The organism is Acidovorax sp. GW823-FHT05D11 (assembly GCF_058795695.1).
In genome coordinates this window covers 3,569,539-3,595,527 of sequence record NZ_CM179502.1, presented here as the reverse complement: position 1 = coordinate 3,595,527, position 25,989 = coordinate 3,569,539, and the positions used below count along the sequence as shown (strand labels likewise).

Genomic DNA, 25,989 nt, shown 5'->3' with positions numbered 1-25,989 from the left:
ACTAATAAATTGAATCATAAGACTAATAAGTTATAAAAAATATGTAGAAAATCACAGTTTTTGGGGTGCTGGCGGACGTTTGGGGCCTGTGGCCTCAGGCGGGTTGTTACAAGCTCATGTCAAATTCAATCGGTGGACTTTTCGCCATTGAGAATCCAGTTTGAACTGCGGCAACTACTTTGGTAAGGTTCAGTTGCCTGTTGATTTCAGGCATCGCCAGACGAAACCAAGTCTCCCTCCAAAGGCATTCAGTGTCCTGGTGCAGCAGATGAGGATTCCAAGGCACCCCCTGGAGGCAATACCTTGCCTCCTCGCAGTGTGGACCTTCATCTCCGCATTTGCGACCGATGGCAAAGACCGTTGTGTCAGCCGTCAAGCCCGGCAGGCAGGCCTTGAGGCACTGTCCGCCGGGCTTTCTTGTTTGTGCTGGCGGGCTGTCTGGGCTAGCGGCGCTTATATATAGATAATGGGGGCTGTTCCCTAGAGCGGCGACAGTTCGCCCGGAGTCGCGGGCGATGCCCCTTGCGGGGGTCGCAGCATGTCAGCCCGTCTGGCAAAGCCTTGTGCCAGATCACCCTCGGGGTTTGGCGCAGCGCCATGCTGCGGTCTGTTGGCCGAACCCGGTGAAAATAGTCTCCTTGTTGCCTTGGCGCGCGTGCAGTGCGGTTGCCAGGGCGGGCCTCCAGGCAATGCGCCTGGGGGAGCCTTTGTTATCCATTGGATCCATGTTTCCATTTTTTTCCCGCAGCAAAATGTCCGACGCACCTGAAGTGAATCCGGCCCCGGCCAGAACCCATGAGCCGCATCCGCTTGATGCGTTGACCGGCGGCGCCTTTTCTGCCGCCACCTCTGGTGAGCGCGCCTCCCGCATCCGCGACTGGCTGGCCACGCAGCCTGCCCCGGAGCAGTTGCAGGAGGTCTTCAAGGAGTTGAGCGGCCGTGACAAGGGCGCAGCCCGCGCGGTGCGCGAGCGCCTTGACGAAATCCGCCGCGCCAAGGGGCAGGAGGCCATCGCCGCCGAGTGGGCGGAAAAGGCACAGGCCCTTCTTGCGGCCCCCAAGCTCAATATCGCCGATGCCATGGCCTGGCAGCGCGATGCGGCCAAGGCCGGTGCGCCGCTGTCGCGCGAGCCGTTGTCGCTGCTCAAGGTGCAGGTCGCGGACCGTGTGAAAGTGATCGAAGACCTGCAGCATCGCGTGCAGGTGCAGCGGGAGGCCGCCGTGCTGCTGGCCCAGCGCATTGAAGTGCTTTCCACCAAGCCCTGGCGCGATGCGCAGGCGGCGCTTGAACTCCTGCGTGCCGATGTGGCCCGCTGGCAGGAGCAGGCACAGGAACTCACCAGCGATGCCAGCTGGGCGAGCGTGGAAGCGCGCTTTCCTGCGTTGCTCGATGCGTCGCGCACCCAGTTGCTGGTGGTGTGGGAGGCTTTCCAGCCCGCCGTGGCCCAGGCCGTGGCGGCCGCGGCCGATGCCAGCGCTGCACTGCCGCCCGTGCCCGTATGGGCCGACGAGCTGCGCGCCGCGCGCGGCCTGCCCACGGAGGCCGCTGCTGCGGCGGCCGCGGCCAAGCCCGCGCGTGCGGCCAAGCCCAAGGCGGCTCCTGAAGTGATCGAGAAGGCCGCGCAAAGCGTGCGCGAAGCCCTGGCCGTCCTCGAAAAGGAAACCGCCGAAGGCCATGGCAAGGCCAGCGCGGGTGCTGCAGCCGCGCTGCGCGCCGTGCTCAAGGTGCATGGAAAGCACATCGACAATGCCCTGGAGCAGCAGGTGCACGCGGCCCTGGTGGCGGCTGGCGAGCTGGAGGGCTGGCAGCGCTGGAGTGCCGACCAGGTGCGCGAGGACCTGGTGGCCAAGGCCGAGGCCTTGCTCAACCGTCCTGAAGGCCAGGCCCTGGGTGGCCGCAAGATGCAGGAAATCCTGCGCAACCTGCGCGACCAATGGAAGCAGGCGGACCAGGGGGGCGCACCCAACCATGCGCTGTGGAAAAAATTCGATGAAGCCTGCAACGCGGCCCACAAGGTGGTCGAGGCCTGGCTGGACAAGATCCGCACGGAGGCTGCCGAGCACAAGGCGCAGCGCCTGGCACTGATCGAGGAGCTCAAGGCATGGTCGCAAGCGCACGCGGCGTCGGGTGACTGGAAGGCCATCAACCGCGCGCTCCACCAGTTTGGCGACCGCTGGCGCGAAGGTGGTCATGTGGGCGAGAAGATCTTTGCCGAGCTGCAGCCCTTGTGGAAGCAGGCCATCGCCTCGGCGGCGGCCCCGCTGGAAGCAGCCCAGAAGGAGAGCCTGGCGCGTCGCCACGCCATGATCGACGAAGCCACCGCATTGGGGGCTGCGCCCGCGCTGCGCATCGATGCGGTCAAGGCGCTCCAGCAGCGCTGGCAGGCCGAGGCGCAGACGGTGCCGCTGGACCGCAAGCACGAGCAAAAGCTGTGGGATGCGTTCCGCAAGCCCATCGACGAGGCTTTCAACCGCAAGTCCGCAGACCGTGAGCGCGCAGTCACCGAATTGAGCGCCCGCGACCGCGTGGTGCTGGAGGCCTCCAAGTCCCTGGAAGCCGCCAATGCGACGGGGGATGCGCAGCAGATCCGCTCTGCCATGCAGGCGCTGGAGGCCGCGCTGCGCGGTCAGGCGCAGGCCGCGCAGGCCGTGGCCTCGGCGCAGAAGGACGAGCAGAGCCAGTCCGCCATGGCGGCTGAATCCGCTTCGGAAGCTCCGGCGGATCCGGTGGCTTGCGCACCGGCGCCCGTGGCACCCAAGCCCGTGGCGCGGCCCGTGGTGGCCGTGCGCGGTGACGACCGGCCGGGCATGAAGAAGGATGCGCCTGCTGCGCCGGGCCGTGGTGCGCGCCCCGGCGACCGCCGGGATGGCCGCCCTGGCGACCGTGATGCCGGCCGTGGCGGCCCGCGTCCAGACGGCCGTTTTGGCGACCGCAATGACCGGGGTGGCCGTTTCGGCGACCGTCCTGCGCAGGAAGACCGGGGCCCGCGCCTGGGAGACACCGCTTTCCGCGCGCAGCGCGAAGCCATGGAGCATGCCCAGCTGGCCCTGAAAAAACTGGCGGCGCAAGCCCACGGCGAGGCACTGACGCAATTGCTGACCGCGTGGGAAAAGCGCGACGCGGGCCTGGTGCCCAGCACGCAGGATCTCGGAGCGGGTGTGACGGCATCGGTGCGCAACGCCTGGGCGCAGGCCCTGTCGGCGGCGCCGAAGGGCGATGCCTCGGAAGCGCTGCTGCGCCTGGAGATGGCCGCAGAGGCGCCCACGCCCGCGGAGCACATCGCCGCCCGGCGCATGCTGCAGCTGCAACTGCTCACGCGCCGCAACGATCCCGCGCCAGCGCAGACCTGGGGGCAGGACGCGGCCCGCGTGCTGGCCAGCGCCAGCGACGCGGCCAATGCGCGCCGCCTTCAGAACGCGCTCAAGGCACTGCTGCGCAAGTAAGAGGGCCAAAGAAGCGATGGCTGGCGGGTTGCCGGTGCACATCCGGCCTTTCGGGGCGGCCGATGAGGCTGCCGCGGTGGCGCTGTGGCACGACTGCGGGCTCGTCCGCCCCTGGAACGATCCTCACAAGGACATCGCCCGCAAGCTTCTGGTGCAGCCAGAACTTTTTCTGGTGGCGGTGGTGCCGGCGCGAGACGGCATGGCGGAACGGCTCGTGGGCACCGCCATGGCGGGCTATGACGGCCACCGGGGCTCCGTGTACTACCTCGCGGTGGCACCGGGGCATCAGCGGCTGGCGCTGGGGCGCCGTCTCATGGCGGAGGTGGAGCTGCGCTTGCTGCGGCTCGGGTGTCCCAAGGTCAATGTGCTGGTGCGTACCAGCAATGCCCGGGTCCTGCATTTCTACGATGCCCTCGGCTATGCGCGCGACGAGGCGTTTTCACTGGGAAAGCGGTTGATACCTGATCTTTGAGCAGGGCCGGGGAGGGCTTGTCCGGAGCGTGGACTACGCAGGGCATTGATGGCCACGAAGAGCCGCCCGTTGCCCGCCTGTCGAGGGCGGGGCAGGAATAAAAAAAGCCGTTGCGGTTGCAACGGCTTTTTTATTGTTTGGTGCCCAGGAGAGGACTCGAACCTCCACGATGTTACTCGCTAGTACCTGAAACTAGTGCGTCTACCAATTCCGCCACCTGGGCTTTCAGATCAGCCTCGAATTATAGAACAAGTAATTGCGGCTTCTGGCGAGTGGATGAAGATTTTTTTAAATTCATTCCGCCAGCGTCTCGGGAAGCGGCGTCGGGGCATGGAGGCGGGAAATAAAAAAGCCGCTGTATTCACAGCGGCTTCGATATTTTGAAAACCTTCACAGGTTCTCGTTAAACTTGGTGCCCAGGAGAGGACTCGAACCTCCACGATGTTACTCGCTAGTACCTGAAACTAGTGCGTCTACCAATTCCGCCACCTGGGCATTTCAGGAAAGACTAAGATTGTATATCAAAAAAACCACCCCCGGCGCGCAGTCCGCGCATCTGTCGGACGAAATTGAAGGCAGCGTGCAGGGGCACCGTGACGGACACGGTTTTGTCATCCGCGACGATGGCGAAGGCGACATCTATATCCCCCCCAACGAAATGCGCGCTGTCCTGCACAAGGACCGCGTGCGCGTGCGCATCGTGCGCCAGGACCGGCGCGGCCGCCCCGAGGGCCGCGTGGTCGAGATCATCGAGCGCCCGCCCCAGCCCATCATCGGCCGCCTGCTGCAGGAAAGCGGCGTCTGGCTGGTGGCGCCCGAGGACAAGCGCTACGGGCAGGATGTACTGATCCCCAAGGGTGCCACCGGCGCCGCCAAGCCCGGCCAGGTGGTCGTGGTCGAATTGACCGAGCCGCCGGCCCTGTTCGGCCAGCCCGTGGGCCGCATCACCGAAGTGCTCGGCGAGGTGGATGACCCCGGCATGGAGATCGAGATCGCGGTGCGCAAGTACGGCGTGCCGCACGAGTTCTCGGCCGAGTGCCTGGCCCAGGCCAAGGAACTGCCCGACAAGGTGCGCGCGCAGGACAAGAAGCGCCGCGTGGACCTGACCGACGTGCCCCTGGTCACCATCGACGGCGAGGACGCGCGCGATTTCGATGACGCCGTGTACTGCGAGCCCGCCAAGGTCGGTCGCGCCAAGGGCTGGCGCCTGCTGGTGGCCATCGCCGACGTGAGCCACTACGTGGAGACCGGCAGCGCCATCGACATCGATGCCTATGACCGCGCCACCAGCGTCTACTTCCCGCGCCGCGTGATCCCCATGCTGCCCGAGAAGCTCTCCAACGGCCTGTGCTCGCTCAACCCCGAGGTCGAGCGCCTGTGCATGGTCTGCGACATGCTGGTCACCGCCAAGGGCGAGGTGCATGCCTACCAGTTCTACCCGGCCGTGATGTTCAGCCATGCGCGGTTCACGTACACCGAGGTCGCGGCCATTCTGGCCAACACGCGCGGGCCCGAGGCCAGCAAGCGCAAGGACCGCGTGAAGGACCTGCTCAACCTGCATGACGTGTACCGCGCCCTGCTGGTGGCGCGCCAGCAGCGTGGCGCGGTGGACTTCGAGACCACCGAGACGCAGATCATCTGCGACGAGAACGGCCGCATCGAGAAGATCGTGCCGCGCACCCGCAACGATGCGCACAAGCTCATCGAAGAGGCCATGCTGGCCGCCAACGTGTGCAGCGCCGACTTCATCGCGCAGGGCGGCCAGCCCGGCCTGTTCCGCGTGCACGAAGGCCCCACGCCCGAGAAGCAGGAAATCCTGCGCAACTACCTCAAGGCCATGGCCGTGGGCATGACCATCGGCGACGATCCCAAGCCCGCCGAGTTCCAGGCCATCGCCGAGGCCACCAAGGACCGGCCGGACGCGCAGCAGATCCACACCATGCTGCTGCGCTCCATGCAGCAGGCCATCTACACGCCCGTCAACAGCGGCCACTTCGGCCTGGCGTTCGAGGCCTACACGCACTTCACCAGCCCCATCCGGCGCTATCCCGACCTGCTGGTGCACCGGGTCATCAAGGCCATCCTGGGCAAGACCAAATACGCGCTGCCGTCGCTGCCGACGCCGGGCGAGGCCCACGCCAAGCTGGCCAAGCGTCTGGCCGCCCGCGTGGCGGCGCCCGGCACCAAGCCGCGCAAGGACGTGAAGCCGCCGAGCCGCGATACGCAGGCCTGGGAGGCCGCGGGCCTGCACTGCAGCGCCAACGAGCGCCGTGCCGACGAGGCCAGCCGCGACGTGGAAGCCTGGCTCAAGTGCAAGTACATGCGCGAGCACCTGGGCGAGGAGTACAGCGGCGTGGTCAGCGCGGCGACGAGCTTCGGCATCTTCGTCACGCTCGACGCGATGTACGTCGAAGGCCTGGTGCACATCACCGAGCTGGGTGGCGAGTACTTCAAGTTCGACGAGGCGCGCCAGGAGCTGCGCGGCGAGCGCACCGGCATCCGCTACGCCATCGGTGCGCGGGTGCGGGTGCAGGTCAGCCGCGTGGACCTCGATGGCCGCAAGATCGACTTCCGCCTGGTGCGCGAGGGGGAGGAGCTGCTCGGCCGCGCGCTCAAGGACAAGGGCGTTGCCTCCGACGGCCCCGGCGGCGCGCGCAAGGCGGGGGGCCGCCCGGCAGCCCGCAAGCGTGGCCCCGCGCCCGAGGCGTCCAGCACCGAACTCGCATCGCTCACGCGTGAGCGCGCGGCCCGCTCGCCCATCCAGGAGCTCAAGGCCTCGGTGAAAAAGGCCGCGGCCGGCAGCAAGTCCGGCAAGGGCAAGGGGCGCAAGCCGCGCCGGGGCTGACCCACCCGGCTTCCACCCGGGGTGAACCGTCTCCCGGGCGGGAGTTTGCTATATATTTGATAGCTTCCAGCGCTTTCCAGAAGAGCGCCAGGGGTCGATTCAATGGGATTTCTCTGACATGGAGCGGGAGGGCCGCGCCCCGGGGTGTCGCAGGAATTCCGCATACCGCAGCGCCGTGTCCCGGGGCGCTTCCATCATCGGCAGGTGGCCCACCCCGCGCAGTGCCTCCACCTGTGCTCCCGGCAGGGCCGCCTTCAGGGGCCGCATGCCGGAGGGGTGGAAGACGCGGTCGCTTTCGCCCCACAGGACCAGAGTGGGGTGCTGCTCGAGGGCGGCGAGCTTTTCCTGCAGCAGATAGCGGTCCTTGAGCTGTGCATCCCAGAGCCGCGCATTCGATGCCGCGTTGCGCAGCGCGTCCTGCTGCGTGGCGTGCAGGATGGGATACGGCAGGAAAGGGCGTTTCTCGAACACCAGTGCCATCATGGCGTCGAACGCCGCGGGGTCGTGCGCCACGAGCGGGCGCTGCCCGCTGTCGATGAGGTGGTCCATGGCGCTGGGTTGCGGTGAACGGATGCCGTGTGGTGCTCCGATGAAGGCCACGCTCGCCACGCGCTCGGGGTGTGCTGCGGCGAACAGCGCCGCGATCGTGCCCCCCATGGAGTTGCCTGCCAGATGGGCCTTTTCAATGCCCAGTGCATCGAGCAGGCTGCGCAGGCGTTCGGTGTGGGCGGCGTAGTCATAGGCCTGGTCCTCGCGGCGCGTGCTTTCTCCGAACCCCGGCAGATCTGGCGCGATCACCCGGTGGGTGGCTGTGAGCGGGCGGGCGAACTCCACCCAGTGGTCCTTCTCTGCAAAGATGCCGTGCAAGAGGACGACCGGAACGCGGGGGGAACTGGTGGCGCCCTGCGCCGGGGGCCCTGGCGTGGCGCCGCTGTCCAGGTAGTGGATCTGGTGCATCGCGGCGGCGACGGTCTTTTCCTCCAGGCCCGACAGGCTGCGATTGAGCGCGAGCAAGGGCTCCGTGAACAACGAGGGGGCACCGTGGTACAGCGCCGTGGCGGCGAGCGCGAAAGCTGCCACGGCAGCAAGGACAATGCGTTTCAAGGATGGGTCTCCAGAGGTTGTCGTGGGTGGGCCGGCGCATGCCTGTCCTGCCCGTGCGGGGGCATTGGAATGGGGGGCATGGACGGGGATGGCGAAGGCTATCGGGAACCGTGCGCGAAAACTTGTATGTTTGGGCTATGCGCATGCCAGCACGGAACACACTGACCTTGGGCGCCGACCGTGCGCTGTATCTGGGCGACCTTCCCTCCACGGGCTGGCACTGCCATGCGTCGCCGGTGCTGCTCATCGGCCTGTCGGGGCGCTTTGCCTTGCACTGGCAGCCGGGGCGGGTGGAGACGTGCCACAGCGCGCTGGTGGCCGCCGGGGTGGAACATGTGTTCGACCCCTGCGGAGAGCACGTGGCGCTGATGTACCTGGAGCCCGACTCTCCCGAGGCGCGGGGTCTGCGGGGCCCGTTCCAGCAGCACGATGGCGTGGTCCTCGACGCGGCCAGGGCCGTGGGCTCGCGCAGCGCCATGGACGCTTACCTGCGCCACTTCGATCTGCAGGCCCTGCTGCGGTGCGGGGGCGGGCATGCTGCGGCGCCCCTGGATCCGCGCGTGGCGCGCGGCCTGCTGGCCCTGCGAAGCCCCCGGGACGGGCGGTGGGCGCGCGAGGGGCTGGCGTCATCCGTGCAGCTGTCGGCCTCGCGCTTCAACCACCTGTTCCGGGCGGAGATGGGCGTCAGCCTGCGCCGCTACCAGGTGTGGTCGCAGGTGCGGCTGGCCATGGCGAACCTCGCGGTCAGCCCCCGGCTGACGGATGCTGCGCTGCAGGGCGCGTTCTCCGATTCGGCGCATTTCAGCCGCATGTTCCGGCAGACCTTTGGCATGACCCCCTCCAGCGTGCTCAAGCCCCTGAAGGAGGTCACGCTGGTGGGCCGGTGAAGGCCTCCTTGGCGGCGGTGGGCAGCGTGCGGCCTCGGCCGTGGCACGGACAACGCGCTGGCCGTGCCGTCAGCCGCCCGCGCGCCGCGCGAGCCCGCTGGCGGTGAGAGCCAGCCCGGCCGGCCAGGCATCTGCCGCCAGCCCGTGGCCATACACCGCCTCGCAGGCGGCGCGCAGGGCACTGGCCCCGGCGGCCATGTGCGCCGCGACCATGCCGGCAAGCACATCCCCCGTGCCCGCGGTGGCCAGCCGTGCGTTGCCCGTGGGGTTGATGGCGGGCACGCGGCCGGGGGCCGCCACCACCGTGCCCGAGCCCTTGAGCACGGCCACGCAGTTGAACTGCGAGGCCAGTTGCTGGGCCGCGTCCAGGCGGTCCGCCTGGACCTCGGCGGTGGACAGGCCCAGCAGCCGGGCGGCCTCCAGAGGGTGGGGCGTCAGCACCGTGGGCAAGCCGTGCTGGCCGCGCGCCACCACCAGCGCGTGCAGGGCGGCCTGGCTGGCGATGGTGTTGAGGGCATCGGCGTCCAGCACCAGCCGCGCCGAGCGCGTGATGACGCCCGGCAGCACATGGGCGACGGCCTGGCCGCCGCCGCAGCCGCAGACCACGGTGAGCTGTTCCAGCGCCAGGGCGTCGAAGCGGCGGAACATCAGCTCGGGTTGCTGCAGGTCCAGCTCCAGATGGCCGCCGTCGAGCAGGGCCACCAGTACACGCCCCGCGCCGCCATGCAAGGCCGCGGACGCGGCCAGCAGGGCGGCGCCCGCCATGCCCATGCCACGCCCCGCCAGCCCCTCTCCCCCCACCACGGCCACGTCGCCATAGCTGCCCTTGTGGCTGGCATGGGCGCGTGGTGCCGCCAGCGCGGGGCCACAAAGCCAGGCGCTGGGGGGCTCGTGCCCGGCCTCCGCGCCCAGCGCGTCAAACCACACCCTGCCCGTGGCGTCACGCCCCGCGCCGGTGAAGAGGCCGGGCTTGAGGGTGAGCAGGCTCAGCGTGTGCCGCGCGGCGCGCGGCGGGTGGGCTGCGTCGGGCGCGAAGCCCGCCGCGAACTGTCCCGTATCGGCGTCCAGACCGCTGGGCAGGTCCACCGCCAGCACGGGCGCGGGGCTGCGCTGCAGGGCCTCCAGGCAGCGGCGCAGCCGCTCGTCCGGTTCGCGGGCCGGGGGGGCTGGCGGGGTTGGCTCCCACGCCGATGCCCAGCAGCGCGTCGATGCACAGGTCGGAGGCCGTGAGGTCTTCGGGGGCGCTGTCGGCCCACAGCACGCCCGCGTCCCGCGCGCGTTCCCACGAACGGCGGGCATCGGCGGGGGCGCGGTCCGGGTTGCCCAGCCAGGTGACCACCACGCGCCGTCCGTCGCGCTGCAGGTGCAGGGCGGCCTCCAGGCCGTCGCCGCCGTTGTTGCCGGGGCCACAGGCTATCCACACGGTGCGCGCATGGGGCGCGAGCGCCCGGGCCAGGCGGGCCACGGCCAGGCCCGCCCGCTGCATCAGCGCGTGCGGGGGCAGGGCGGCGGCGGCCTGCTGCTCCATGCGCCGCGTGGCTGCCGTGTTGAACAGGGGGTGCGGCTGCTGGGGCGTGATGGGGTGCATGGGCGGGGGCTGGCAGGTGGTGGCGGGTGGTGGCGGGTGGTGGTCGGGGGGGGGCCGGTGGCGGCGGGCTCAGGGCTTCGCCGTGGAGCGGTGGTCGTAGGCCAGCTCCATCCGGTAGGCCAGGCCCAGGAACAGCGATTGCGCGAGGCTCAGCGTGCTGGTGAGCGAGCGGAAACCAAAGGTGGCACCGTCCTGCGCGATCAGGGTGGCGCTGGCCAGGGCCGCGAGCGGGCTCAGCTGGCTGTCGGTGATGGCAAGCAGGCGCGCGCCGCGCGCCACCGCCGCCTGCGCGAGCTCCAGGGTCTCCTGCGCGTAGGGCTCGAACGAGACGGCGACCAGCACATCGCCGGGCGCCAGCGCGCGCAGCTCGCCCTGGTGCATGAAACCCAGCCCGTGCAGCCAGTGCACCGGCTTGGCCGTGTGCTGCAGCGCGTAGGCCAGGTAGGCGCCCACCGGAAACGCGCGGCGCGATGCGGCCAGCCAGAGCGCAGGGGCCTGCAGCATCAGCTCCACCGCCGCATCGAACTGTGCGTCCGGCAGGTTGCGCTGCAGCGCCTGCAGGCTGTCGATGTTGCCGTCGATCACCTCGTGCGCGAGCTGGGCGGCCGACCGCGCGCTGCCGCCGGGCACGATCAGTTCGCGGATGCGCTCCTGGTAGTTGCGGTTGGGGGCCAGTTGCCGCACGGCTCCGGCGCGGAACAGGGCCTGCATTTCCGTGTAGCCCGAAAACCCGAAATGCTTGGCAAACCGCACCAGTGCCGACGGCTGCACGCCGCATTGCGCGGCCGTGGCCTGCACGCCATCGAGCGCCAGCTGGTCGCGTTGCTTCTCGACATAGCGCGCGATGGTCTTGAGCTGGCGGCTCAAGGGCTCGAAGCCCGCATGCACGGCCGCCAGGAACGCGTCCGCGTCGGGGTAGGGGGCGGACGCGTTGCCGGGGGGCGTGGCAATGGGATTGGCCAGGGTATTTCTATTTTTCATTAAATTAGAAAATATTTTCTATTTTGGGCTATCATAGGCGCAACGAACCATTATCCGGCGCGCGCTTTCCCGCCGCCGCGCCCTTGCGGAGACCCATGCATGCTCTCTTTTCCTTCCAACCGGCCCTTTGACGTGGCCTGCCTGGGCCGGCTGGCCGTGGACCTCTATGCCCAGCAGATCGGCTGCAGCCTGGAGGCCGCGACCAGTTTCGCCAAATACCTGGGAGGCTCGTCGGCCAACATCGCCTTTGGCACTGCCCGGCTGGGGCTGCGCTCGGCCATGGTGTCGCGCGTGGGCAATGAGCAGAACGGCCGCTTCCTGCTCGACACCCTGCGGCGCGAGGGCTGCGACGTGAGCCAGGTGCAGGTGGACGACCAGCGCCTGACGGGCATGGTGCTGCTGGGCATCAAGGACCAGGACACCTTCCCCCTGCTTTTCGCCCGCGAGAACTGCGCCGACATGGCGCTGGACGCCGACGCGATCAGCGAGGAGTTCCTGGCGCGCTGCCGCAGCCTGGTGATCACCGGAACGCACCTGAGCACGCCCACCGTGCTGGCCGCGAGCCGCCGCGCGCTGGACATCGCGCAGCGCCATGGTCTGGTGCGGGTGCTGGACATCGACTACCGCCCCGTGCTGTGGGGGCTGGCCGCCAAGGGCGATGGCGAAACGCGCTACGTGGGCAGCGACGCGGTGAGCCGCCACCTGCAGGCGCAGCTCGGATCGTTCGAGCTCATCATCGGCACCGAAGAGGAGTGGCTGATCGCCGGCGGCGTGCCCGGGGACCTGATGGCCAGCCTGCGCGCAGTGCGCGGGCACACACAGGCCGTGCTGGTGGTCAAGCGGGGCCCGCTGGGCTGCAGCATCATCGAGGGGGCGGTGCCAGCCGCCCTGGACGATGCGCCCACGGTGCTGGGCGAGCGCATCGAGGTGCTCAACGTGCTGGGCGCGGGCGATGCCTTCGCGTCGGGCCTGCTGTCGGGCCTGCTGCGGGGCAAGACCCTGGTCGAGTCGGCGGCGATCGCCAATGCCTGCGGGGCCATCGTGGTGTCGCGCCACGGCTGCGCGCCCGCCATGCCCACACCGGCCGAGCTGGCCCACTGGTTCTCGGGGCACCGCCACCCCCGGCCCGACCAGGACCCGCAACTGGCCCATCTGCACCGGGTGACGGCGGCGCGGCCGCAGTGGCCCGAGCTGTTCGTGCTGGCCTACGACCACCGCGCCCAGTTTGAAGACCTGGCGCGGCAGGCCGGTGCGCAGGGCGCACGCCTGCCCGTGCTCAAGCAGCTGCTCAACGCCGTGGTGGCCGAGGTCGAGCGGGACCCCGGGTGCGGGGGGCGCATGGGCGTGCTGATCGACGGACGCATCGGCGAGGCCGCGCTGCACGGCGCCACGGGCCGGGGCTGGTGGCTGGGGCGCCCGATCGAGCGGCCCGGCTCGCGCCCGCTGCGTTTCGACGGCACGCATTCGCTGGCCTCGCAGCTGGTGCACTGGCCGCGCGAGCAGGTCGTGAAATGCCTGGTGTTCTACCACCCGGACGACGCGGCCGCGCTGCGCGCCGAGCAGGACGAGTGGCTGCAGCAGGTGTGGGAGGCCACGCGCGCCAGCGGGCATGAACTGCTGCTGGAGGTGATTCCGCCCAAGGACATGCTGGCCCCGGGCGATACCGGCGAGGCCGTGCTGCGCGCCATCCGCCACTTCTACGGGATCGGCCTCAAGCCCGAGTGGTGGAAGGTCGGCGCCATGGCCGCGCGCCACTGGGAGGCGCTGGACGCCCTGGTGCGCGAGCGCGACCCGTACTGCCGTGGCGCGGTGATCCTGGGGCTGTCGCAGCCGGTGGAGCAGCTCATCGCAGGCTTTGCCGAGGCGCGCGCGCCCATCGTCAAGGGCTTCATGATCGGGCGCACCGTCTGGGCCGGGCCCAGCCTGGCCTGGCTCAAGGGCGAGATCGACGACGCCGGGCTGCAGGCCCAGGTGGCCGCCAATTTCCGCCGCCTCATCGCGGGCTGGCGCGACAGCCGCCCGGCGCAGGCCGCCACCGCCCCCGACGCCGCGGGAGTGCCCGCATGACACTGCTTGTCAAGGCCAACCCGTCGGGCCGGGTGGTGGTGGATGTGACGCCGGCCACGGCCGGATGGACCCACGTGGGGTTCAAGGCCCTGCGCCTGGGCGCGGGGGACGAGGAGTCGCTGGCCACCGGCGCGCGCGAGCTGTGCATCACGGTGCTCAGCGGGCAGGTGGACGTGCACGTGGGCGCACAGGCCTACCGGGCCCTGGGCAGCCGTGCCTCGGTGTTCGAGGAGGCCTCGCCCACGGCCGTGTATGTGCCGCCAGACCGGGCGGTGCGCATCGTGGCGCGGGGCGCCGCCGAGGTGGCGTTGAGCAGCGCGCCGGCGCGCGGCCTGTATCCCGAGCGGGTGATCGAACCCGCGCAGATGCAGCGCAGCGTGCGCGGGCAGGGCAGCAACACGCGCCACGTCTGCGACATCCTGTCCGAGTCGCAGCCCGCCGAAGGCCTGCTGGTCGTGGAGGTGATCACCCCGGCCGGGCATTCATCGAGCTACCCGCCGCACAAGCACGACAGCGCCGACGCGGGCCAGCCACACGCCGAAACCGTGCTCGAGGAAACCTACTACCACCAGCTCCATCCCGCGCAGGGATTCGCCTTTCAGCGCGTGTACACCGACGACCGCTCGCTGGACGAATCCATGGCCGTGGAACACCGCGACACGGTGATGGTGCCGCGCGGCTACCACCCCTGCGTGGCCCCGCATGGCTACGACCTGTACTACCTCAACACCATGGCGGGGCCCGAGCGCCGCTGGGCGTTCAGGAACGATCCAGCGCATGCCTGGATGGCCGCGCCGCGCTGATGCTATTTATTTGATAGCTGCTGGCGCAATCGCATCAAGCGCAAGAGCGCAAAAACACCAAGGATTTCCGAAAAGGTTCGCAGAAAACCTTGCCCCTGAACCGCCAACCTCTGGAGACAAACACACCATGAAACGCAATACCCTTCGCATCCTTGCCGGTGCACTGCTCGCCTGCACGCTCGGCGCCCAGGCGCAGACCGCCGCCTACCCGTCCCAGCCCGTCAAATGGGTGGTTCCCTATGCGCCCGGCGGCACCACCGACGTGATCGCGCGCAGCCTGGCCGTGCGCATGGGGCAGGACCTGGGCCAGCCCGTGGTGGTGGACAACAAGCCGGGCGCGGCCAGCATCATCGGCGCCACCTTCATCGCGCGCTCCGCGGCCGACGGCTACACCGTGGGCACGGCCGATTCGGGCACGCTGGCCTTCAACCCGGCCATGTATTCCGCGCTGAGCTACAACGCCGAGAAGGACTTCAGCTTCATCGGCGGCCTGGGCCGCATGCCCCTGGTGCTGGCCGTGCACCCCGACTTCCCGGCGCGGAACATGCAGGAGTTCCTGGCCCAGGTGCGCAAGAGCCCGGGGACCGTCTCGTCGGCCTCGTCGGGCCCGGGCTCTCCGCTGCACGTGGCGCTGGAACTGTTCAAGCAGCGCACCGGCACGGACATCCTGCATGTCCCCTACAAGGGCTCGGCCCCGGCGCTGCAGGACCTCATGGCGGGCCAGGTGCAGTCGATGTTCGTCGACCTTCCGCCCAGCCTGTCGATGATCAAGGCGGGCAAGGTGCGCGTGCTGGCCGTGGCCACGCCGCAGCGGCTGTCCATCCTGCCCGATGTGCCCACCATGGCCGAGGCCGGCGTACCCGGCTTCGAGGCCTATGCGTGGCAGGGGTTCGTGGGCCCGGCCCGGATGCCTGCGGCGGTGGTGGAGCGCCTGAACAAGGACCTGGCGGCCGCCCTGCGCCATCCCGAGACGCGCGCCAAGCTCGAAGAGATCGGCATCCAGCCGCTGTCCATGACGCCCCAGCAGTTCACCGACTTCGTGCGCAGCGAACAGAAGCTGTGGGCGGGCGTGATCCGCGCCGCCAACATCCGCCTTGATTGACCGGGCCGATACGACCCCAGATACCCGACACGAGACACCACGCCATGACCGTTTCCCTGAACCGCCGCCATGCCTGCGCTGCCCTGGCCAGCCTGGCCGCAGGTACCATGCTGCCCGCCGCCGCCCAGACCGCGGCCTATCCCGGCAAGCCCATTGAACTCATCGTGCCCTTCGCCGCGGGCGGCGGCACCGATGTGCTGGCCCGGGCGCTGGCCGAGGCGGCGCGCAAGCACCTGCCGCAGGACCTGATCGTTCTCAACAAGGCGGGCGCCAGCGGCGCCGTGGGCTGGACCGAGCTGGCCAATGCCCGGCCCGACGGCTACAAGCTGGCCATCATCACGGTGGAGATCACGATGATCCCCCACATGGGCATCACCAGGATCACGGCCGACAGCCTGACCCCCATCGCGCGGCTGAACGCCGACCCGGCCACGCTGGCCGTGCGCGCGGACTCCCCCCTGCGCACCATCGAGGACCTGCTGGCGGCCGCCCGCAAGAGCCCGGGCGGCGTGCGCGTGGGCAATGCGGGGCCGGGCTCGCTGGGGCATCTGGCGGCCGCGGCGCTGGAGGACAAGGTGGGCGTGTCGTTCAACCATGCGCCGTACCGCGGTGCCAACCCCGCCGTGCTGGACCTGCTGGGCGGGCACATCGAGGTGGTGGCCGTCACGCCGGTGGAGGTGGCCACCTATGTGGCGGCGGGCAAGATCCGCCCGCTGGCCGTGATGTCAGAGCAGCGCATCGCCGCCGGGTGGGAGGCGGTGCCCACGCTCAAGGAACGCAAGATCGACCTCGTGATCGGGGGCTGGCGCGGTCTGGCCGCGCCCAAGGGCACTCCGCCCGAAGTGGTGGCGGTATTGCGCGCCGCCATCGCCAAGACCCTGCAGGAGCCCGCGCTGCGCGACACCATGGCCCGCCAGAACATGGGGGAGGGCTACCTGGACCAGGCGGACTTCAACGCCCTGATCGCACGGGACAACGCCACGTTCAAGCAACTGGTGGACAGGCTGGGCATCAAGGCCTGAGAAGCCGCCGAACCTGCAGGCCCGCCCTGCGGCGCCCCACGGGGCCGCTGCGGGCGGTTTTCTTTTTTTGGGTGTGCGTCCGCCGGGTCCACGGTGTCCGCCTCGCGGTGGGCATGGCCGCACGGCTTCCCCCGCCCCGGGGGCCGCGGCACGCGCACGGCCTCATGCCCCGAAGCCGGGGGCAAAGGCCTCGCGCAGCCATTCCACGAACACCGACACCGAACGCGGCACATGGGCCGAGTAGGGGCGTATCGCGTGGATCGTCTCGCTGAAGGTGCCCACGGAGCGCCAGTCGGGCAGCACCTGGACGAGCTTGCCCGACTGCAGCGCGGCCTGCGCGCTGAAGTCGGGGACCAGCGCGATGCCCAGGCCCGCCAGGGCCGCGTCGCGCAGGGCCTCGCTGTTGCTGGCGGCCAGCGGCCCGGCCACGGGCACGGTCAGTCGGGGGGCGGTGCCCGGCACCACGGGCTCGAAGGTCCAGGCCGGAGCTTCCTGGGTGCGGGGGTAGTGCAGGCAGTCGTGCCCGCGCAGGTCGCCGGGCGTGCGGGGCAGACCGGCGCGGCGCAGGTAGGCGCGGCTGGCCACCAGCACGGACCGCGTGGTGCACAGCAGCCAGGCCACATGGGTGTCGGGGGCCACGGCGGTGTGGCGGATGGCCAGGTCCAGCCCTTCGAGCGTCAGCGAGCGCAGGTTGTCCGACAGGTCCAGCTCCAGCCGCACTTCGGGATAGGCGCGCACGAACGCAGGCAGCCGGGGCACCAGTTGCTGGCGTGCCAGCGCGACGGGGGCGGTCACGCGCAGGCGGCCCTGGGGCACGCCGGCGCGGTCGCGCACGCTCGCAAAGCTCTCGGCGATGCTGTCGAACGCGCCCCGCGTGTCGTCCACCAGCTGCCGCCCCGCCTCGGTCAGGCCCACGCTGCGCGTGGTGCGCCGCACCAGCGGCACGCCTGCCGCGCGTTCCAGCTCCGCGATGTGCTGGCTCATGGCCGCCTTGCTCACGCCCAGGCGCGCGGCGGCGCCGGTGTAGCTGCCCTGTTCGCCCAGCACGACGAGCCAGTGCAGGTGCGACCACAGGGCTTCGGGTTTGGGATGGATTGTCGATTTCATGGCTCTATTGTTCATCAATGTGAACAATCAATTCACCGCCACGGTCTTGGCGCGGCGGGTTGTCGCTCCTAGACTGCAGGCCACTTTCCACCGTTCTTTGAAAGAGGTTTGCATGACCACCGCCACCCAGCCGGCCCCCATTGGCCACTATATCCACGGCCAGCGCACCATGGGCACCAGCACACGCAGCCAGGACGTGACCAATCCCGCCACGGGCGCCGTGACGGGCCGCGTGGCGCTGGCCCACCGCGCCGATGTGGATGCGGCCGTGGCCGCCGCGCAGGCCGCCTTTCCCGCCTGGGCGGACACGCCGCCCATCCGCCGCGCCCGCGTGCTGTTCAAGTTCCTGGAGCTGGTCAACCAGCACAAGGATGCGCTGGCCCGCGCCATCACGGCCGAGCATGGCAAGGTGTTCACCGATGCGCAGGGCGAGGTGGCGCGCGGCATCGACATCATCGAGTTCGCCTGCGGCGTTCCGCAACTGCTCAAGGGCGATTTCACCGACCAGGTGAGCACCGGCATCGACAACTGGACGTTGCGCCAGCCCCTGGGCGTGGTGGCGGGGATCACGCCTTTCAACTTTCCGGTCATGGTGCCCATGTGGATGTTTCCGGTGGCCATCGCGACCGGCAACACCTTCGTGCTCAAGCCCAGCCCCACCGATCCCACGGCCTCGCTGCTCATGGCCGACCTGTTCCGGCAGGCGGGCCTGCCCGACGGCGTCTTCAACGTGGTGCAGGGCGACAAGGAGGCGGTGGATGCGCTCATCGAGCACCCCGATGTCCGGGCGATCAGCTTTGTCGGCTCCACCCCCATCGCCAACTACATCTACGAGACCGGCGCCCGCCACGGCAAGCGTGTGCAGGCCCTGGGCGGCGCCAAGAACCACATGATCGTCATGCCCGATGCCGACATGGACCAGGCCGTGGACGCCCTCATCGGCGCGGGCTACGGATCGGCCGGTGAGCGCTGCATGGCCATCAGCGTGGCCGTGCTGGTGGGAGATGCCGCCGACAAGGTGGTGCCCAAGCTCGTCGAGCGCGCGAAGGCGCTCAAGGTGCTCGACGGCACGAACCTGGCGGCGGAGATGGGCCCCATCGTCACCCGCGCGGCCCACGAGCGCATCTCGGGCTACATCGACCTGGGCGTGAAGGAGGGCGCGCAATTGCTGGTGGATGGCCGCGGCTTTGACGCGGCGCAGGCCGGCGAGGGCTGCGAAGGCGGCTTCTGGATGGGAGGCACCCTGTTCGACCATGTCACGCCGCAGATGCGCATCTACCGGGAGGAGATCTTCGGCCCGGTGCTGGCGGTGGTGCGCGCCAAGGATTTTGGCGAGGCCGTGAAGCTGGTCAACGACCATGAGTTCGGCAACGGCGTGGCCTGCTTCACGCGCGACGGCAACGTGGCCCGCGAGTTCGGCCGCCGCATCCAGGCCGGCATGGTCGGCATCAACGTGCCGATTCCCGTGCCCATGGCCTGGCATGGCTTTGGCGGCTGGAAGCGCAGCCTGTTTGGCGACATGCACGCCTACGGCGAGGAAGGCGTGCGCTTCTACACCAAGCAAAAGAGCATCATGCAGCGCTGGCCTGAAAGCACGCCCAAGGGGGCCGAGTTCGTGATGCCGACGGCCAAGTAGGACCCGGCGCGCGGTCGCTGGAATGGGGCTTTGGCCCCATTTTTTCGTGGCCGCGGCGCGTTGCCGCGGGCCCTTTCTATCCCCGCGCCCAGCGTCCCTGGCGGGTTTGCCGGGCCTCCCGTTCCGGGGGGACTCCAGCACGCTCTAGAAACGCTGGATGCCGAACTCCTCGAGGCCGATCTCGGGGCTGCGCTGGCCGATCAGGTCCGCCACGGCCCGGGCGCTCCCGCAGGCCAGGGCCCAGCCGCCGGCGCCGTGGCCCGTGTTGAGCCACAGCCCCGGCACCCCGCTGGGGCCCACCACGGGGGCCGCGTCGGGGAGCATGGTGCGCGCGCCGCGCCAAACCTGCAGCCCCGAGGACAGCTGCGCCCCTCCGGGGAACCAGTCGTTGAGCGTGCGGTACAGGCGCTGCAGGGTGGGCGCATGGTGGTCCGCGCCGGCGCCCGCCAGCTCCGCGCCACCGGCAATGCGCACGCGCTGCCCCAGGCGGGTGATGGAGATCTGCTGGGCCATGTCCACCACGCTGGCGCGTGGCGCGTGCGTGGACTCGCGCAGGGGCGCGCTGACCGAATAGCCGTACACGGCGGTCATCGGCAGGCGCAGCGCCAGCGGCGGCAGAAGCGCGGCCGAGGCCATGCCCGCGCACAGCACCACGGCATCGAAGCGGCGCAGCTCGGGCTCGCCGGGCACCGCAATGCCCAGGGGGCTGGTGCCGATGCGTTCGACACGGGTGTTGAACGCGAACTGCACGCCCGAACCTTGCGTGCCCTGGCGCAGCAGTTGCGCGAACAGGCGGCAGTTGCCGGCGCTGGCGTCGGGCAGGTGGATGGCGCAGGCCAGCGGGGCGTCGGGGGACAGCCCGGGCTCGATGTGGCGCGCCGTCGCGGCATCGATCTCGCGTGCCGCCACGCCGCAGTCGCGCAGCACCTGCAGGGCCGGCTGCAGCGCGGCCTGCTCCTGCTCGCTGCGCAGCAGCACCAGGCGTCCGTCACTGGATTCGAAATCCAGCTCGTGCTGGCTGGCGATGGCCTTCAGGCGCTCCTGGCTGTACCGCGCCAGTTGCTCCAGAGCCGGGGCCGGCGCGCTGTTGGCGCGTGCCGCTCGGCGCCAGCGCCACAGCCAGGCCAGATGGTCCTGGCCCAGGCCGGACGCCAGCCGCAGCGTGGCGTGGGCGCCCATGAGCCGCAGCGCCTGGCCGAAGCCGGGCAGGGCCCAGGGGCTGAGCACGTGGGAGCCCAGCAGGCCGGCCGTGGCAAAACTGGCTTCTTCGGCGGCAGCGCTGCGCTGCTCGAACACGGTGACCTCGTGGCCGTCGCTGGCCAGCTCATAGGCAGTGGTGACGCCGACAATGCCGGCGCCCACGATGGCAATCTTCATGAATTTGGGTGTTTTTAGCCTCTAGAGCTTGATTATCAAGCGCTTGCAGCTATTGTTTTTGTAGTATTTTTTCGATTTGCAGGCCCGTGTTGAGCACGGTGTCATCCCGCAGGGCCCCGTGCCAGACCATCAGGCCCACCGGGAGTTCCCCCGGTACATGGCAGGGCAGGGACAGCGCGCAGCCGTCCAGTAGATTGACGGCGCTGGTATTGCGCAGCAGCAGGGTGTTGACGCGGAAGAACTCGGCGTCGCGCGCCGCATCCTGCGCGGCGTCCTGGCCGCCGGCCGGGGCCACATCCGCCAGGGCGGGGGCCACGATGGGCACGGTGGGGGACAGCAGGACGTCGTAGCCTTCCATGCACGCGTGCATGCGGGCCATCCAGTGCTGGCGGGCCTGCAGCAGGTCGATGTATTCCCATGCCATCAGCGCCGCACCCTTGTCGATGCGCGCACGCACACGGGGGTCGTAGCGCGTGCCCGCGCGCTGCAGCAGTTCGCGGTGCCAGGCGTAGGCTTCGGGCGCGGAGAAGCCATGCACCGGCTGCTCCTGCATGGGGGGCATGTCGATGGTGTCGATGGTGGCGCCCGCCGCGCGCAGCGCGGACAGGGTGCGCTCGAACGCCCGGGCCACCGTGGCGTCCATGCCGTCCAGGAAGACCGTCGAGGGGACGGCCAGGCGGTATTGCGACAGCGGTGCCAGGCTGCGCGTGACGCTCCGGGCGGCCAGCACCTCGTGCGCCACGATGGCATCGCGCACGCTGCGGGTCATGGCGCAGGCCGTGTCGAGCGTGGTGGACAGCGGGACGGCCCCGGCCGTGGGGACCAGCCGCGCGGTGTTCTTGAAGCCCACGATGCCGTTGAGCGCCGCCGGAATGCGGATCGACCCTCCCGTGTCCGACCCCAGTCCGATGAACGCAGCCCCCGTGGCCACCGACACGGCGGCGCCCGACGACGAGCCGCCGGGAACCCGTGGCGCTCCGGGCAATGCGCCCGACCGGGCATCGAAGGCCGCGGGCGTGCCGAAGTGCGGATTCACCCCCACGCCTGAAAACGCGAACTCCACCATGTTCGTGCGGCCGATGACAACGCCACCCGCGGCACGCAGGCGCGCCACCGCGGGGCTGTCGGCCGCTGCGGCGGGCGCATCCGCCAGCACCGTGGAGCCGGCGGGCGTGGGCTGGCCGGCGATGTCGAACAGGTCCTTGACCGATACCGCCAGGCCGGCCAGGGGCAGGCGGTCCAGGCTGGCTTGCACCGCATTGGTGCGTGCTTCCCCGAACAGCGTGCGCACGAAACTGTGGGTGTTCGCAGGGGATTGGGCGGCTTCGATGCAACGTTCCAGCTCTGCGGGCACGGCGGTGGTGCCGTCCCGCAGGCGGTCGCGGGTGGCGATCAGGTCAGGGAGCATGGGTGTGCTAGAATCTTTGGGTTTTGCTGGGAGCAGTAACGCGGGCAAGGGGCAGTGCAATCCGGTGTGATCGGGCATTGTCGCAATGTGCGTGTGGCGGCTTACGCGGAACCAATCGCAAACCAGCCCTGTCAAGGTGTTGCGTCTTTCGTGAGAAACCACGGCGGCGCAAGTATTGGGGCTGGATTTTAGACCCAACCTTTGGAGTATTTTTATGTCCGTTACCATGCGCGAAATGCTGGAAGCCGGTGTCCACTTCGGTCACCAGACCCGCTTCTGGAACCCCAAGATGGCCCCCTACATCTTCGGCCATCGCAACAAGATCCACATCATCAACCTGGAAAAGTCGCTGCCACTGTTCCAGGAAGCCCAAAAGTTCGCCAAGCAACTGGCTGCCAACCGCGGCACGATCCTGATGGTCGGCACGAAGCGCCAGGCCCGTGAGATCCTGTCCACCGAAGCCCTGCGCGCTGGCGTGCCCTTCGTGGACCAGCGCTGGCTGGGCGGCATGCTGACCAACTTCAAGACGGTCAAGACCTCGATCAAGCGCCTCAAGGACATGAAGGCCCAGCAAGAAGCTGGCCTGGACAGCCTGAGCAAGAAGGAGCAGCTGACGTTCTCCCGCGAGATCGAGAAGCTCGAAAAGGACATCGGCGGCATCCAGGACATGGCTGCGCTGCCCGACGCCATCTTCATCATCGACGTGGGCTTCCACAAGATCGCCGTGGCCGAAGCCAAGAAGCTCGGCATCCCGCTGATCGGTGTGGTCGATACGAACCACTCGCCTGAAGGCATCGACTACGTGATCCCTGGCAACGACGACTCGGCCAAGGCCGTGACGCTGTACGCCCGTGGCATCGCCGACGCGATCATCGAAGGCCGTGCGAACGCCGTGAACGAAGTGGTCAAGGCCGTGACGGCCGAGAGCTCCGATGAGTTCGTGGAAGTGCAAGAAGCCGCCGCCTGATACCCGGCTGCGCGATCCGTCGCGAATGAAAGCGGGGCCCCTGGTGAGCCCCCTTTTTTTTAGGCTGAATCTAATCGATTGAACTGAACACTGAAGGAATAAAGATGGCTGCAATTACCGCAAGCATGGTGGCTGAACTGCGTGGCAAGACCGACGCGCCCATGATGGAATGCAAGAAGGCCCTGACGGAAGCCGACGGCGACATGGCCAAGGCCGAAGAGCTGCTGCGCGTCAAGCTGGGCACCAAGGCGGGCAAGGCTGCATCGCGCATCACGGCCGAAGGCGTGGTGGCGAGCTACATCGACGGCACCACCGGTGCCCTGGTCGAAGTCAACAGCGAAACCGACTTCGTCTCCAAGAACGACAGCTTCATCGCCATGGCCAATGCCGCCGCGAAGCTGGTGGCCGAGCACAACCCCGCCACCGTCGAAGCCCTGGGCGCGCTGCCCTACAGCCAGGACAGCTTCGGCCCCACGCTGGAAGATGTGCGCAAGGGCCTGATCGGCAAGATCGGCGAAAACATGTCGTTCCGCCGCTTCAAGCGCTTCAGCGGCTCCAGCCTGGCAGCCTACCTGCATGGCTCGCGCATTGGCGTGGTCGTCGAGTTCGACGGCGATGCCGCTGCCGCCAAGGACGTGGCCATGCACGTGGCCGCCATGAAGCCCGTGGCCCTGACCAGCGCCGACGTGCCTGCCGACCTGATCGCCAAGGAGCGCTCTGTCGCCGAAGGCAAGGCCGACGAAGCCAACAAGGAACTCGTGGCCGCCGGCAAGCCCGCGCAAAGCGCGGAAATCACCGCCAAGCGCATCGACGGCGCCGTGCAGAAGTACCTCAAGGAAGTCTCGCTGGCTGACCAGGTCTTCGTGAAGGCCGCCGACGGCAAGCAGACCGTGGCCCAGATGCTCAAGGCCGCCAACACCAACGTGAAGGGCTTCACGCTCTACGTCGTGGGTGAAGGCATCGAGAAGAAGGTCGACGACTTCGCCGCCGAAGTGGCCGCCCAGGTGGCTGCTGCCAAGGCTGCTGCCTGATCGTTTCCGCAACCCCCCAAGCCCCGCATCTATCACCGGAGAAATTTCCCATGTCCCACGCCGCACCAGCCCACAAGCGCATCCTGCTCAAGCTGTCTGGTGAGGCGCTGATGGGGGATGACGCCTTCGGCATCAACCGCGCCACCATCGTCCGCATGGTGGAGGAGATCGCCGAAGTGACGCGCCTGGGTGTCCAGGTGGCCGTGGTGATCGGTGGGGGCAACATTTTCCGTGGCGTGGCTGGCGGCTCGGTCGGCATGGACCGTGCCACCGCCGACTACATGGGCATGCTGGCCACCGTCATGAACGCGCTGGCCCTGGCGGACGCCATGGACAAGCAGGGCTTGGTGGCCCGCGTGATGTCCGCCATCGCCATCGAGCAGGTCGTCGAGCCCTACGTGCGTCCCAAGGCCCTGCAGTACCTCGAAGAGGGCAAGGTCGTGGTGTTCGCGGCCGGTACGGGCAATCCGTTCTTCACCACCGACACGGCGGCTGCCCTGCGCGGTGCCGAGATTGGCGCCGAGCTGGTGCTCAAGGCCACCAAGGTGGACGGCGTTTATACTGCCGACCCCCAGAAGGACCCCACGGCCACGCGCTACACGAAGCTCAGCTTCGACGAGGCCATGTCCCGCAACCTGGGCATCATGGATGCGACCGCCTTCGCGCTGTGCCGCGACCAGAAGCTGCCGGTGCGGGTGTTCTCGATCATCAAGCATGGCGCCTTGAAGCGCGTGGTGATGGGCGAAGACGAAGGTACGCTGGTTTACGCTTGACGACGACGATGATGGCTTGCGGCCTGCACCGGATGCAGGCCGGCCCCGAGGAGAAAACATGACGATTGCCGACATCAAGAAGAATGCAGAGACCAAGATGGACCAGTCCATCGCGGCGTTCAAGAACAACCTGCAGAAGATCCGCACCGGCCGTGCCAACCCCGCCTTGCTCGACACCGTGCAGGTCGAGTACTACGGCTCCTTCGTGCCCCTGAGCCAGGTGGCCAACGTGGCGCTGATCGATTCGCGCACCATCAGCGTCCAGCCCTGGGAAAAGGGCATGGGCGCCAAGATCGAGAAGGCCATCCGCGAAAGCGATCTGGGCCTGAACCCCGCGTCCATGGGCGATCTCATCCGCGTGCCCATGCCGCCCATGAGCGAAGAGCGCCGCAAGGAAATGACCAAGCTGGCCCGCAATGAAGGCGAAAGCGCCAAGATCGCCGTGCGCAACCTGCGCCGCGATGCCAACGAGTCCGTCAAGAAGCTGGTCAAGGACAAGCTGGCGTCCGAAGACGACCAGAAGCGCGCCGAAACCGACGTGCAGAAATTCACCGACAGGCACATCGCCGAGATCGATGCGCTGGTGGCGGCCAAAGAGCAGGAAATCATGGCGGTTTAAGCCTTGAGGGCTTGAACGTTCACATGTCTGTATCTCCGGTGGTGCCGCACCACATCGCCATCGTCATGGATGGCAACGGCCGCTGGGCCACGCGCCGCTTTCTGCCGCGCCTGGCCGGCCACAAGCAAGGGGTTGATTCACTGCGCCGCTGCGCGCGCGCCTGCGTGCAGCGTGGCGTGGGGGTGTTGACCGTCTTCGCGTTCTCGTCTGAAAACTGGAACCGCCCGGCGGATGAGGTCTCTGGCCTCATGGAACTCCTGGCGATGGCGCTGGCACGCGAAGTGCCGCAGCTCAAGAAGGATGGCGTGCGCCTGTATTTCGTGGGTGAGCGTGCCGGCCTGTCGCCCAAGGTGCGCGATGGCCTGGCGCAGGCAGAAGCCGCCACGGCGCAAAACACCCGCCTCGTCCTCAACGTCTGTTTCAACTATGGCGGCCGCTGGGACATCGCCCAGGCCGCCGCATCGCTGGCAGCGCGCGGCGAGCCCATCACCGAGGCCAGCCTGCACGGTGCGATGGGTCTGGCCCATGTGCCCGATCCGGACCTGGTGATCCGCACCGGGGGGGAAATGCGGATCAGCAACTTTCTGCTGTGGCAGGCCGCATACTCCGAGTTCTTCTTCAGCGACCGGCTGTGGCCGGATTTCGACGAGTCGGCGCTGGACGAGGCGATTGCTGCCTTTGGCGGCCGCGAGCGCCGTTTTGGCAAAACCTCCGAACAGATCCTGTCCGCGCATCCCCATCCGATGCCGGGCTGAAA

The 25,989-nt window shown here is 68.7% G+C and carries 19 protein-coding genes, 2 tRNA genes and 1 pseudogene; 14 read left to right on the top strand and 8 right to left on the bottom strand.

The genetic code is table 11. The features are described 5' to 3' along the window. Positions 1-725: 725 nt before the first annotated feature. Together AC3RCE_RS16655 and AC3RCE_RS16650 are read left to right on the top strand one after the other, a co-directional pair. Complete coding sequence (locus AC3RCE_RS16655; RefSeq protein ID WP_492253503.1) at positions 726-3,443, top strand: DUF349 domain-containing protein; 2,718 nt, start codon at positions 726-728, stop codon at positions 3,441-3,443. 34 nt (positions 3,444-3,477) lie between these two features. Then, the gene (locus AC3RCE_RS16650; protein WP_369643762.1) at positions 3,478-3,915 is read left to right on the top strand and encodes a GNAT family acetyltransferase; all 438 of its coding nucleotides are present in this window, start codon (positions 3,478-3,480) and stop codon (positions 3,913-3,915) included. A gap of 138 nt (positions 3,916-4,053) precedes the next feature. Here AC3RCE_RS16650 and AC3RCE_RS16645 read toward each other — a convergent pair. Beyond that, positions 4,054-4,138 (bottom strand) — tRNA-Leu (locus AC3RCE_RS16645). Positions 4,139-4,325: 187 nt separating this feature from the next. Continuing rightward, a tRNA-Leu gene (locus AC3RCE_RS16640) sits at positions 4,326-4,410 on the bottom strand. A gap of 19 nt (positions 4,411-4,429) precedes the next feature. Here AC3RCE_RS16640 and rnr point away from each other — a divergent pair. Then, positions 4,430-6,760 carry a ribonuclease R gene (gene rnr, locus AC3RCE_RS16635; RefSeq protein ID WP_218297710.1) on the top strand — a complete coding sequence of 777 codons (2,331 nt, stop codon included), beginning with the start codon at positions 4,430-4,432 and terminating at the stop codon, positions 6,758-6,760. Between the two features lie 99 nt (positions 6,761-6,859). On the opposite strand, the gene AC3RCE_RS16630 is transcribed toward rnr, so the two are convergent. Continuing rightward, a complete protein-coding gene (locus tag AC3RCE_RS16630; RefSeq protein ID WP_492245427.1) occupies positions 6,860-7,864 on the bottom strand; it encodes an alpha/beta fold hydrolase in 1,005 nt (334 codons plus the stop codon). Between the two features lie 167 nt (positions 7,865-8,031). On the opposite strand from AC3RCE_RS16630, the gene AC3RCE_RS16625 reads away from it, so the two are divergent. Then, positions 8,032-8,751, top strand: coding sequence for a helix-turn-helix transcriptional regulator (locus AC3RCE_RS16625; protein ID WP_492245428.1), 720 nt, complete (start codon positions 8,032-8,034; stop codon positions 8,749-8,751). A gap of 69 nt (positions 8,752-8,820) precedes the next feature. Here AC3RCE_RS16625 and AC3RCE_RS16620 read toward each other — a convergent pair. Then, positions 8,821-10,339, bottom strand: a pseudogene (locus AC3RCE_RS16620) (NAD(P)H-hydrate dehydratase). 69 nt (positions 10,340-10,408) lie between these two features. Beyond that, positions 10,409-11,320: a MurR/RpiR family transcriptional regulator gene (locus tag AC3RCE_RS16615; RefSeq protein ID WP_218341580.1), complete on the bottom strand. Its 912-nt coding sequence runs from the start codon at positions 11,318-11,320 to the stop codon at positions 10,409-10,411. Positions 11,321-11,419: 99 nt separating this feature from the next. Here AC3RCE_RS16615 and AC3RCE_RS16610 point away from each other — a divergent pair, with 99 nt between their 5' ends. The 4 genes from AC3RCE_RS16610 (at position 11,420) to AC3RCE_RS16595 (ending at position 16,314) form a co-directional block, all read left to right on the top strand. Beyond that, the gene (locus AC3RCE_RS16610) at positions 11,420-13,387 is read left to right on the top strand and encodes a bifunctional 5-dehydro-2-deoxygluconokinase/5-dehydro-2-deoxyphosphogluconate aldolase (protein ID WP_492245431.1); all 1,968 of its coding nucleotides are present in this window, start codon (positions 11,420-11,422) and stop codon (positions 13,385-13,387) included. Next, on the top strand, positions 13,384-14,190 hold the full coding sequence (gene iolB / locus AC3RCE_RS16605) for a 5-deoxy-glucuronate isomerase (protein WP_492253502.1): 807 nt from the start codon (positions 13,384-13,386) through the stop codon (positions 14,188-14,190). The genes AC3RCE_RS16610 and iolB overlap by 4 nt, the downstream gene beginning before the upstream one ends. Positions 14,191-14,317: 127 nt before the next feature. Next, positions 14,318-15,292, top strand: coding sequence for a Bug family tripartite tricarboxylate transporter substrate binding protein (locus AC3RCE_RS16600; RefSeq protein ID WP_218297703.1), 975 nt, complete (start codon positions 14,318-14,320; stop codon positions 15,290-15,292). 44 nt (positions 15,293-15,336) lie between these two features. After that, positions 15,337-16,314, top strand: coding sequence for a tripartite tricarboxylate transporter substrate binding protein (locus AC3RCE_RS16595; protein ID WP_492253501.1), 978 nt, complete (start codon positions 15,337-15,339; stop codon positions 16,312-16,314). Positions 16,315-16,476: 162 nt separating this feature from the next. On the opposite strand, the gene AC3RCE_RS16590 is transcribed toward AC3RCE_RS16595, so the two are convergent. After that, on the bottom strand, positions 16,477-17,421 hold the full coding sequence (locus tag AC3RCE_RS16590) for a LysR family transcriptional regulator (protein ID WP_218297701.1): 945 nt from the start codon (positions 17,419-17,421) through the stop codon (positions 16,477-16,479). Positions 17,422-17,533: 112 nt separating this feature from the next. On the opposite strand from AC3RCE_RS16590, the gene AC3RCE_RS16585 reads away from it, so the two are divergent. Then, positions 17,534-19,057: a CoA-acylating methylmalonate-semialdehyde dehydrogenase gene (locus AC3RCE_RS16585; RefSeq protein ID WP_218341586.1), complete on the top strand. Its 1,524-nt coding sequence runs from the start codon at positions 17,534-17,536 to the stop codon at positions 19,055-19,057. A 144-nt stretch (positions 19,058-19,201) separates the two neighbouring features. Here AC3RCE_RS16585 and AC3RCE_RS16580 read toward each other — a convergent pair whose 3' ends face one another. Together AC3RCE_RS16580 and AC3RCE_RS16575 are read right to left on the bottom strand one after the other, a co-directional pair. After that, complete coding sequence (locus AC3RCE_RS16580; protein WP_492253500.1) at positions 19,202-20,434, bottom strand: FAD-dependent oxidoreductase; 1,233 nt, start codon at positions 20,432-20,434, stop codon at positions 19,202-19,204. A 49-nt stretch (positions 20,435-20,483) separates the two neighbouring features. Beyond that, positions 20,484-21,842 (bottom strand): amidase, encoded by a 1,359-nt coding sequence (locus AC3RCE_RS16575; protein WP_492253499.1) that lies wholly within the window; start codon positions 21,840-21,842, stop codon positions 20,484-20,486. Between the two features lie 214 nt (positions 21,843-22,056). Here AC3RCE_RS16575 and rpsB point away from each other — a divergent pair, with 214 nt between their 5' ends. From rpsB to uppS, 5 genes are all read left to right on the top strand, one after another. Continuing rightward, entirely contained in the window at positions 22,057-22,809 is a 753-nt protein-coding gene (gene rpsB, locus AC3RCE_RS16570) for a 30S ribosomal protein S2 (RefSeq protein ID WP_218297697.1), read from the top strand. 104 nt (positions 22,810-22,913) lie between these two features. Continuing rightward, the gene (tsf, locus tag AC3RCE_RS16565; protein WP_218297696.1) at positions 22,914-23,840 is read left to right on the top strand and encodes a translation elongation factor Ts; all 927 of its coding nucleotides are present in this window, start codon (positions 22,914-22,916) and stop codon (positions 23,838-23,840) included. A 50-nt stretch (positions 23,841-23,890) separates the two neighbouring features. Beyond that, the gene (pyrH, locus tag AC3RCE_RS16560) at positions 23,891-24,613 is read left to right on the top strand and encodes a UMP kinase (RefSeq protein WP_056413356.1); all 723 of its coding nucleotides are present in this window, start codon (positions 23,891-23,893) and stop codon (positions 24,611-24,613) included. A gap of 58 nt (positions 24,614-24,671) precedes the next feature. Then, positions 24,672-25,232, top strand: a complete 561-nt coding sequence (gene frr / locus AC3RCE_RS16555; RefSeq protein ID WP_218297695.1) for a ribosome recycling factor — start codon at positions 24,672-24,674, stop codon at positions 25,230-25,232. A gap of 23 nt (positions 25,233-25,255) precedes the next feature. Then, positions 25,256-25,987: a polyprenyl diphosphate synthase gene (gene uppS / locus AC3RCE_RS16550; RefSeq protein ID WP_218297694.1), complete on the top strand. Its 732-nt coding sequence runs from the start codon at positions 25,256-25,258 to the stop codon at positions 25,985-25,987. Positions 25,988-25,989: the final 2 nt, after the last annotated feature.

Coding starts and splice junctions, on each gene's coding strand:
- AC3RCE_RS16655 (WP_492253503.1), top strand. CDS start 726: ATGTTTCCATTTTTTTCCCGCAGCAAAATGTCCGACGCACCTGAAGTG.
- AC3RCE_RS16615 (WP_218341580.1), bottom strand. CDS start 11,320: ATGAAAAATAGAAATACCCTGGCCAATCCCATTGCCACGCCCCCCGGC.
- AC3RCE_RS16610 (WP_492245431.1), top strand. CDS start 11,420: ATGCTCTCTTTTCCTTCCAACCGGCCCTTTGACGTGGCCTGCCTGGGC.
- iolB (WP_492253502.1), top strand. CDS start 13,384: ATGACACTGCTTGTCAAGGCCAACCCGTCGGGCCGGGTGGTGGTGGAT.
- AC3RCE_RS16600 (WP_218297703.1), top strand. CDS start 14,318: ATGAAACGCAATACCCTTCGCATCCTTGCCGGTGCACTGCTCGCCTGC.
- AC3RCE_RS16595 (WP_492253501.1), top strand. CDS start 15,337: ATGACCGTTTCCCTGAACCGCCGCCATGCCTGCGCTGCCCTGGCCAGC.
- AC3RCE_RS16590 (WP_218297701.1), bottom strand. CDS start 17,421: ATGAAATCGACAATCCATCCCAAACCCGAAGCCCTGTGGTCGCACCTG.
- AC3RCE_RS16585 (WP_218341586.1), top strand. CDS start 17,534: ATGACCACCGCCACCCAGCCGGCCCCCATTGGCCACTATATCCACGGC.
- AC3RCE_RS16580 (WP_492253500.1), bottom strand. CDS start 20,434: ATGAAGATTGCCATCGTGGGCGCCGGCATTGTCGGCGTCACCACTGCC.
- AC3RCE_RS16575 (WP_492253499.1), bottom strand. CDS start 21,842: ATGCTCCCTGACCTGATCGCCACCCGCGACCGCCTGCGGGACGGCACC.
- rpsB (WP_218297697.1), top strand. CDS start 22,057: ATGTCCGTTACCATGCGCGAAATGCTGGAAGCCGGTGTCCACTTCGGT.
- tsf (WP_218297696.1), top strand. CDS start 22,914: ATGGCTGCAATTACCGCAAGCATGGTGGCTGAACTGCGTGGCAAGACC.
- pyrH (WP_056413356.1), top strand. CDS start 23,891: ATGTCCCACGCCGCACCAGCCCACAAGCGCATCCTGCTCAAGCTGTCT.
- frr (WP_218297695.1), top strand. CDS start 24,672: ATGACGATTGCCGACATCAAGAAGAATGCAGAGACCAAGATGGACCAG.
- uppS (WP_218297694.1), top strand. CDS start 25,256: ATGTCTGTATCTCCGGTGGTGCCGCACCACATCGCCATCGTCATGGAT.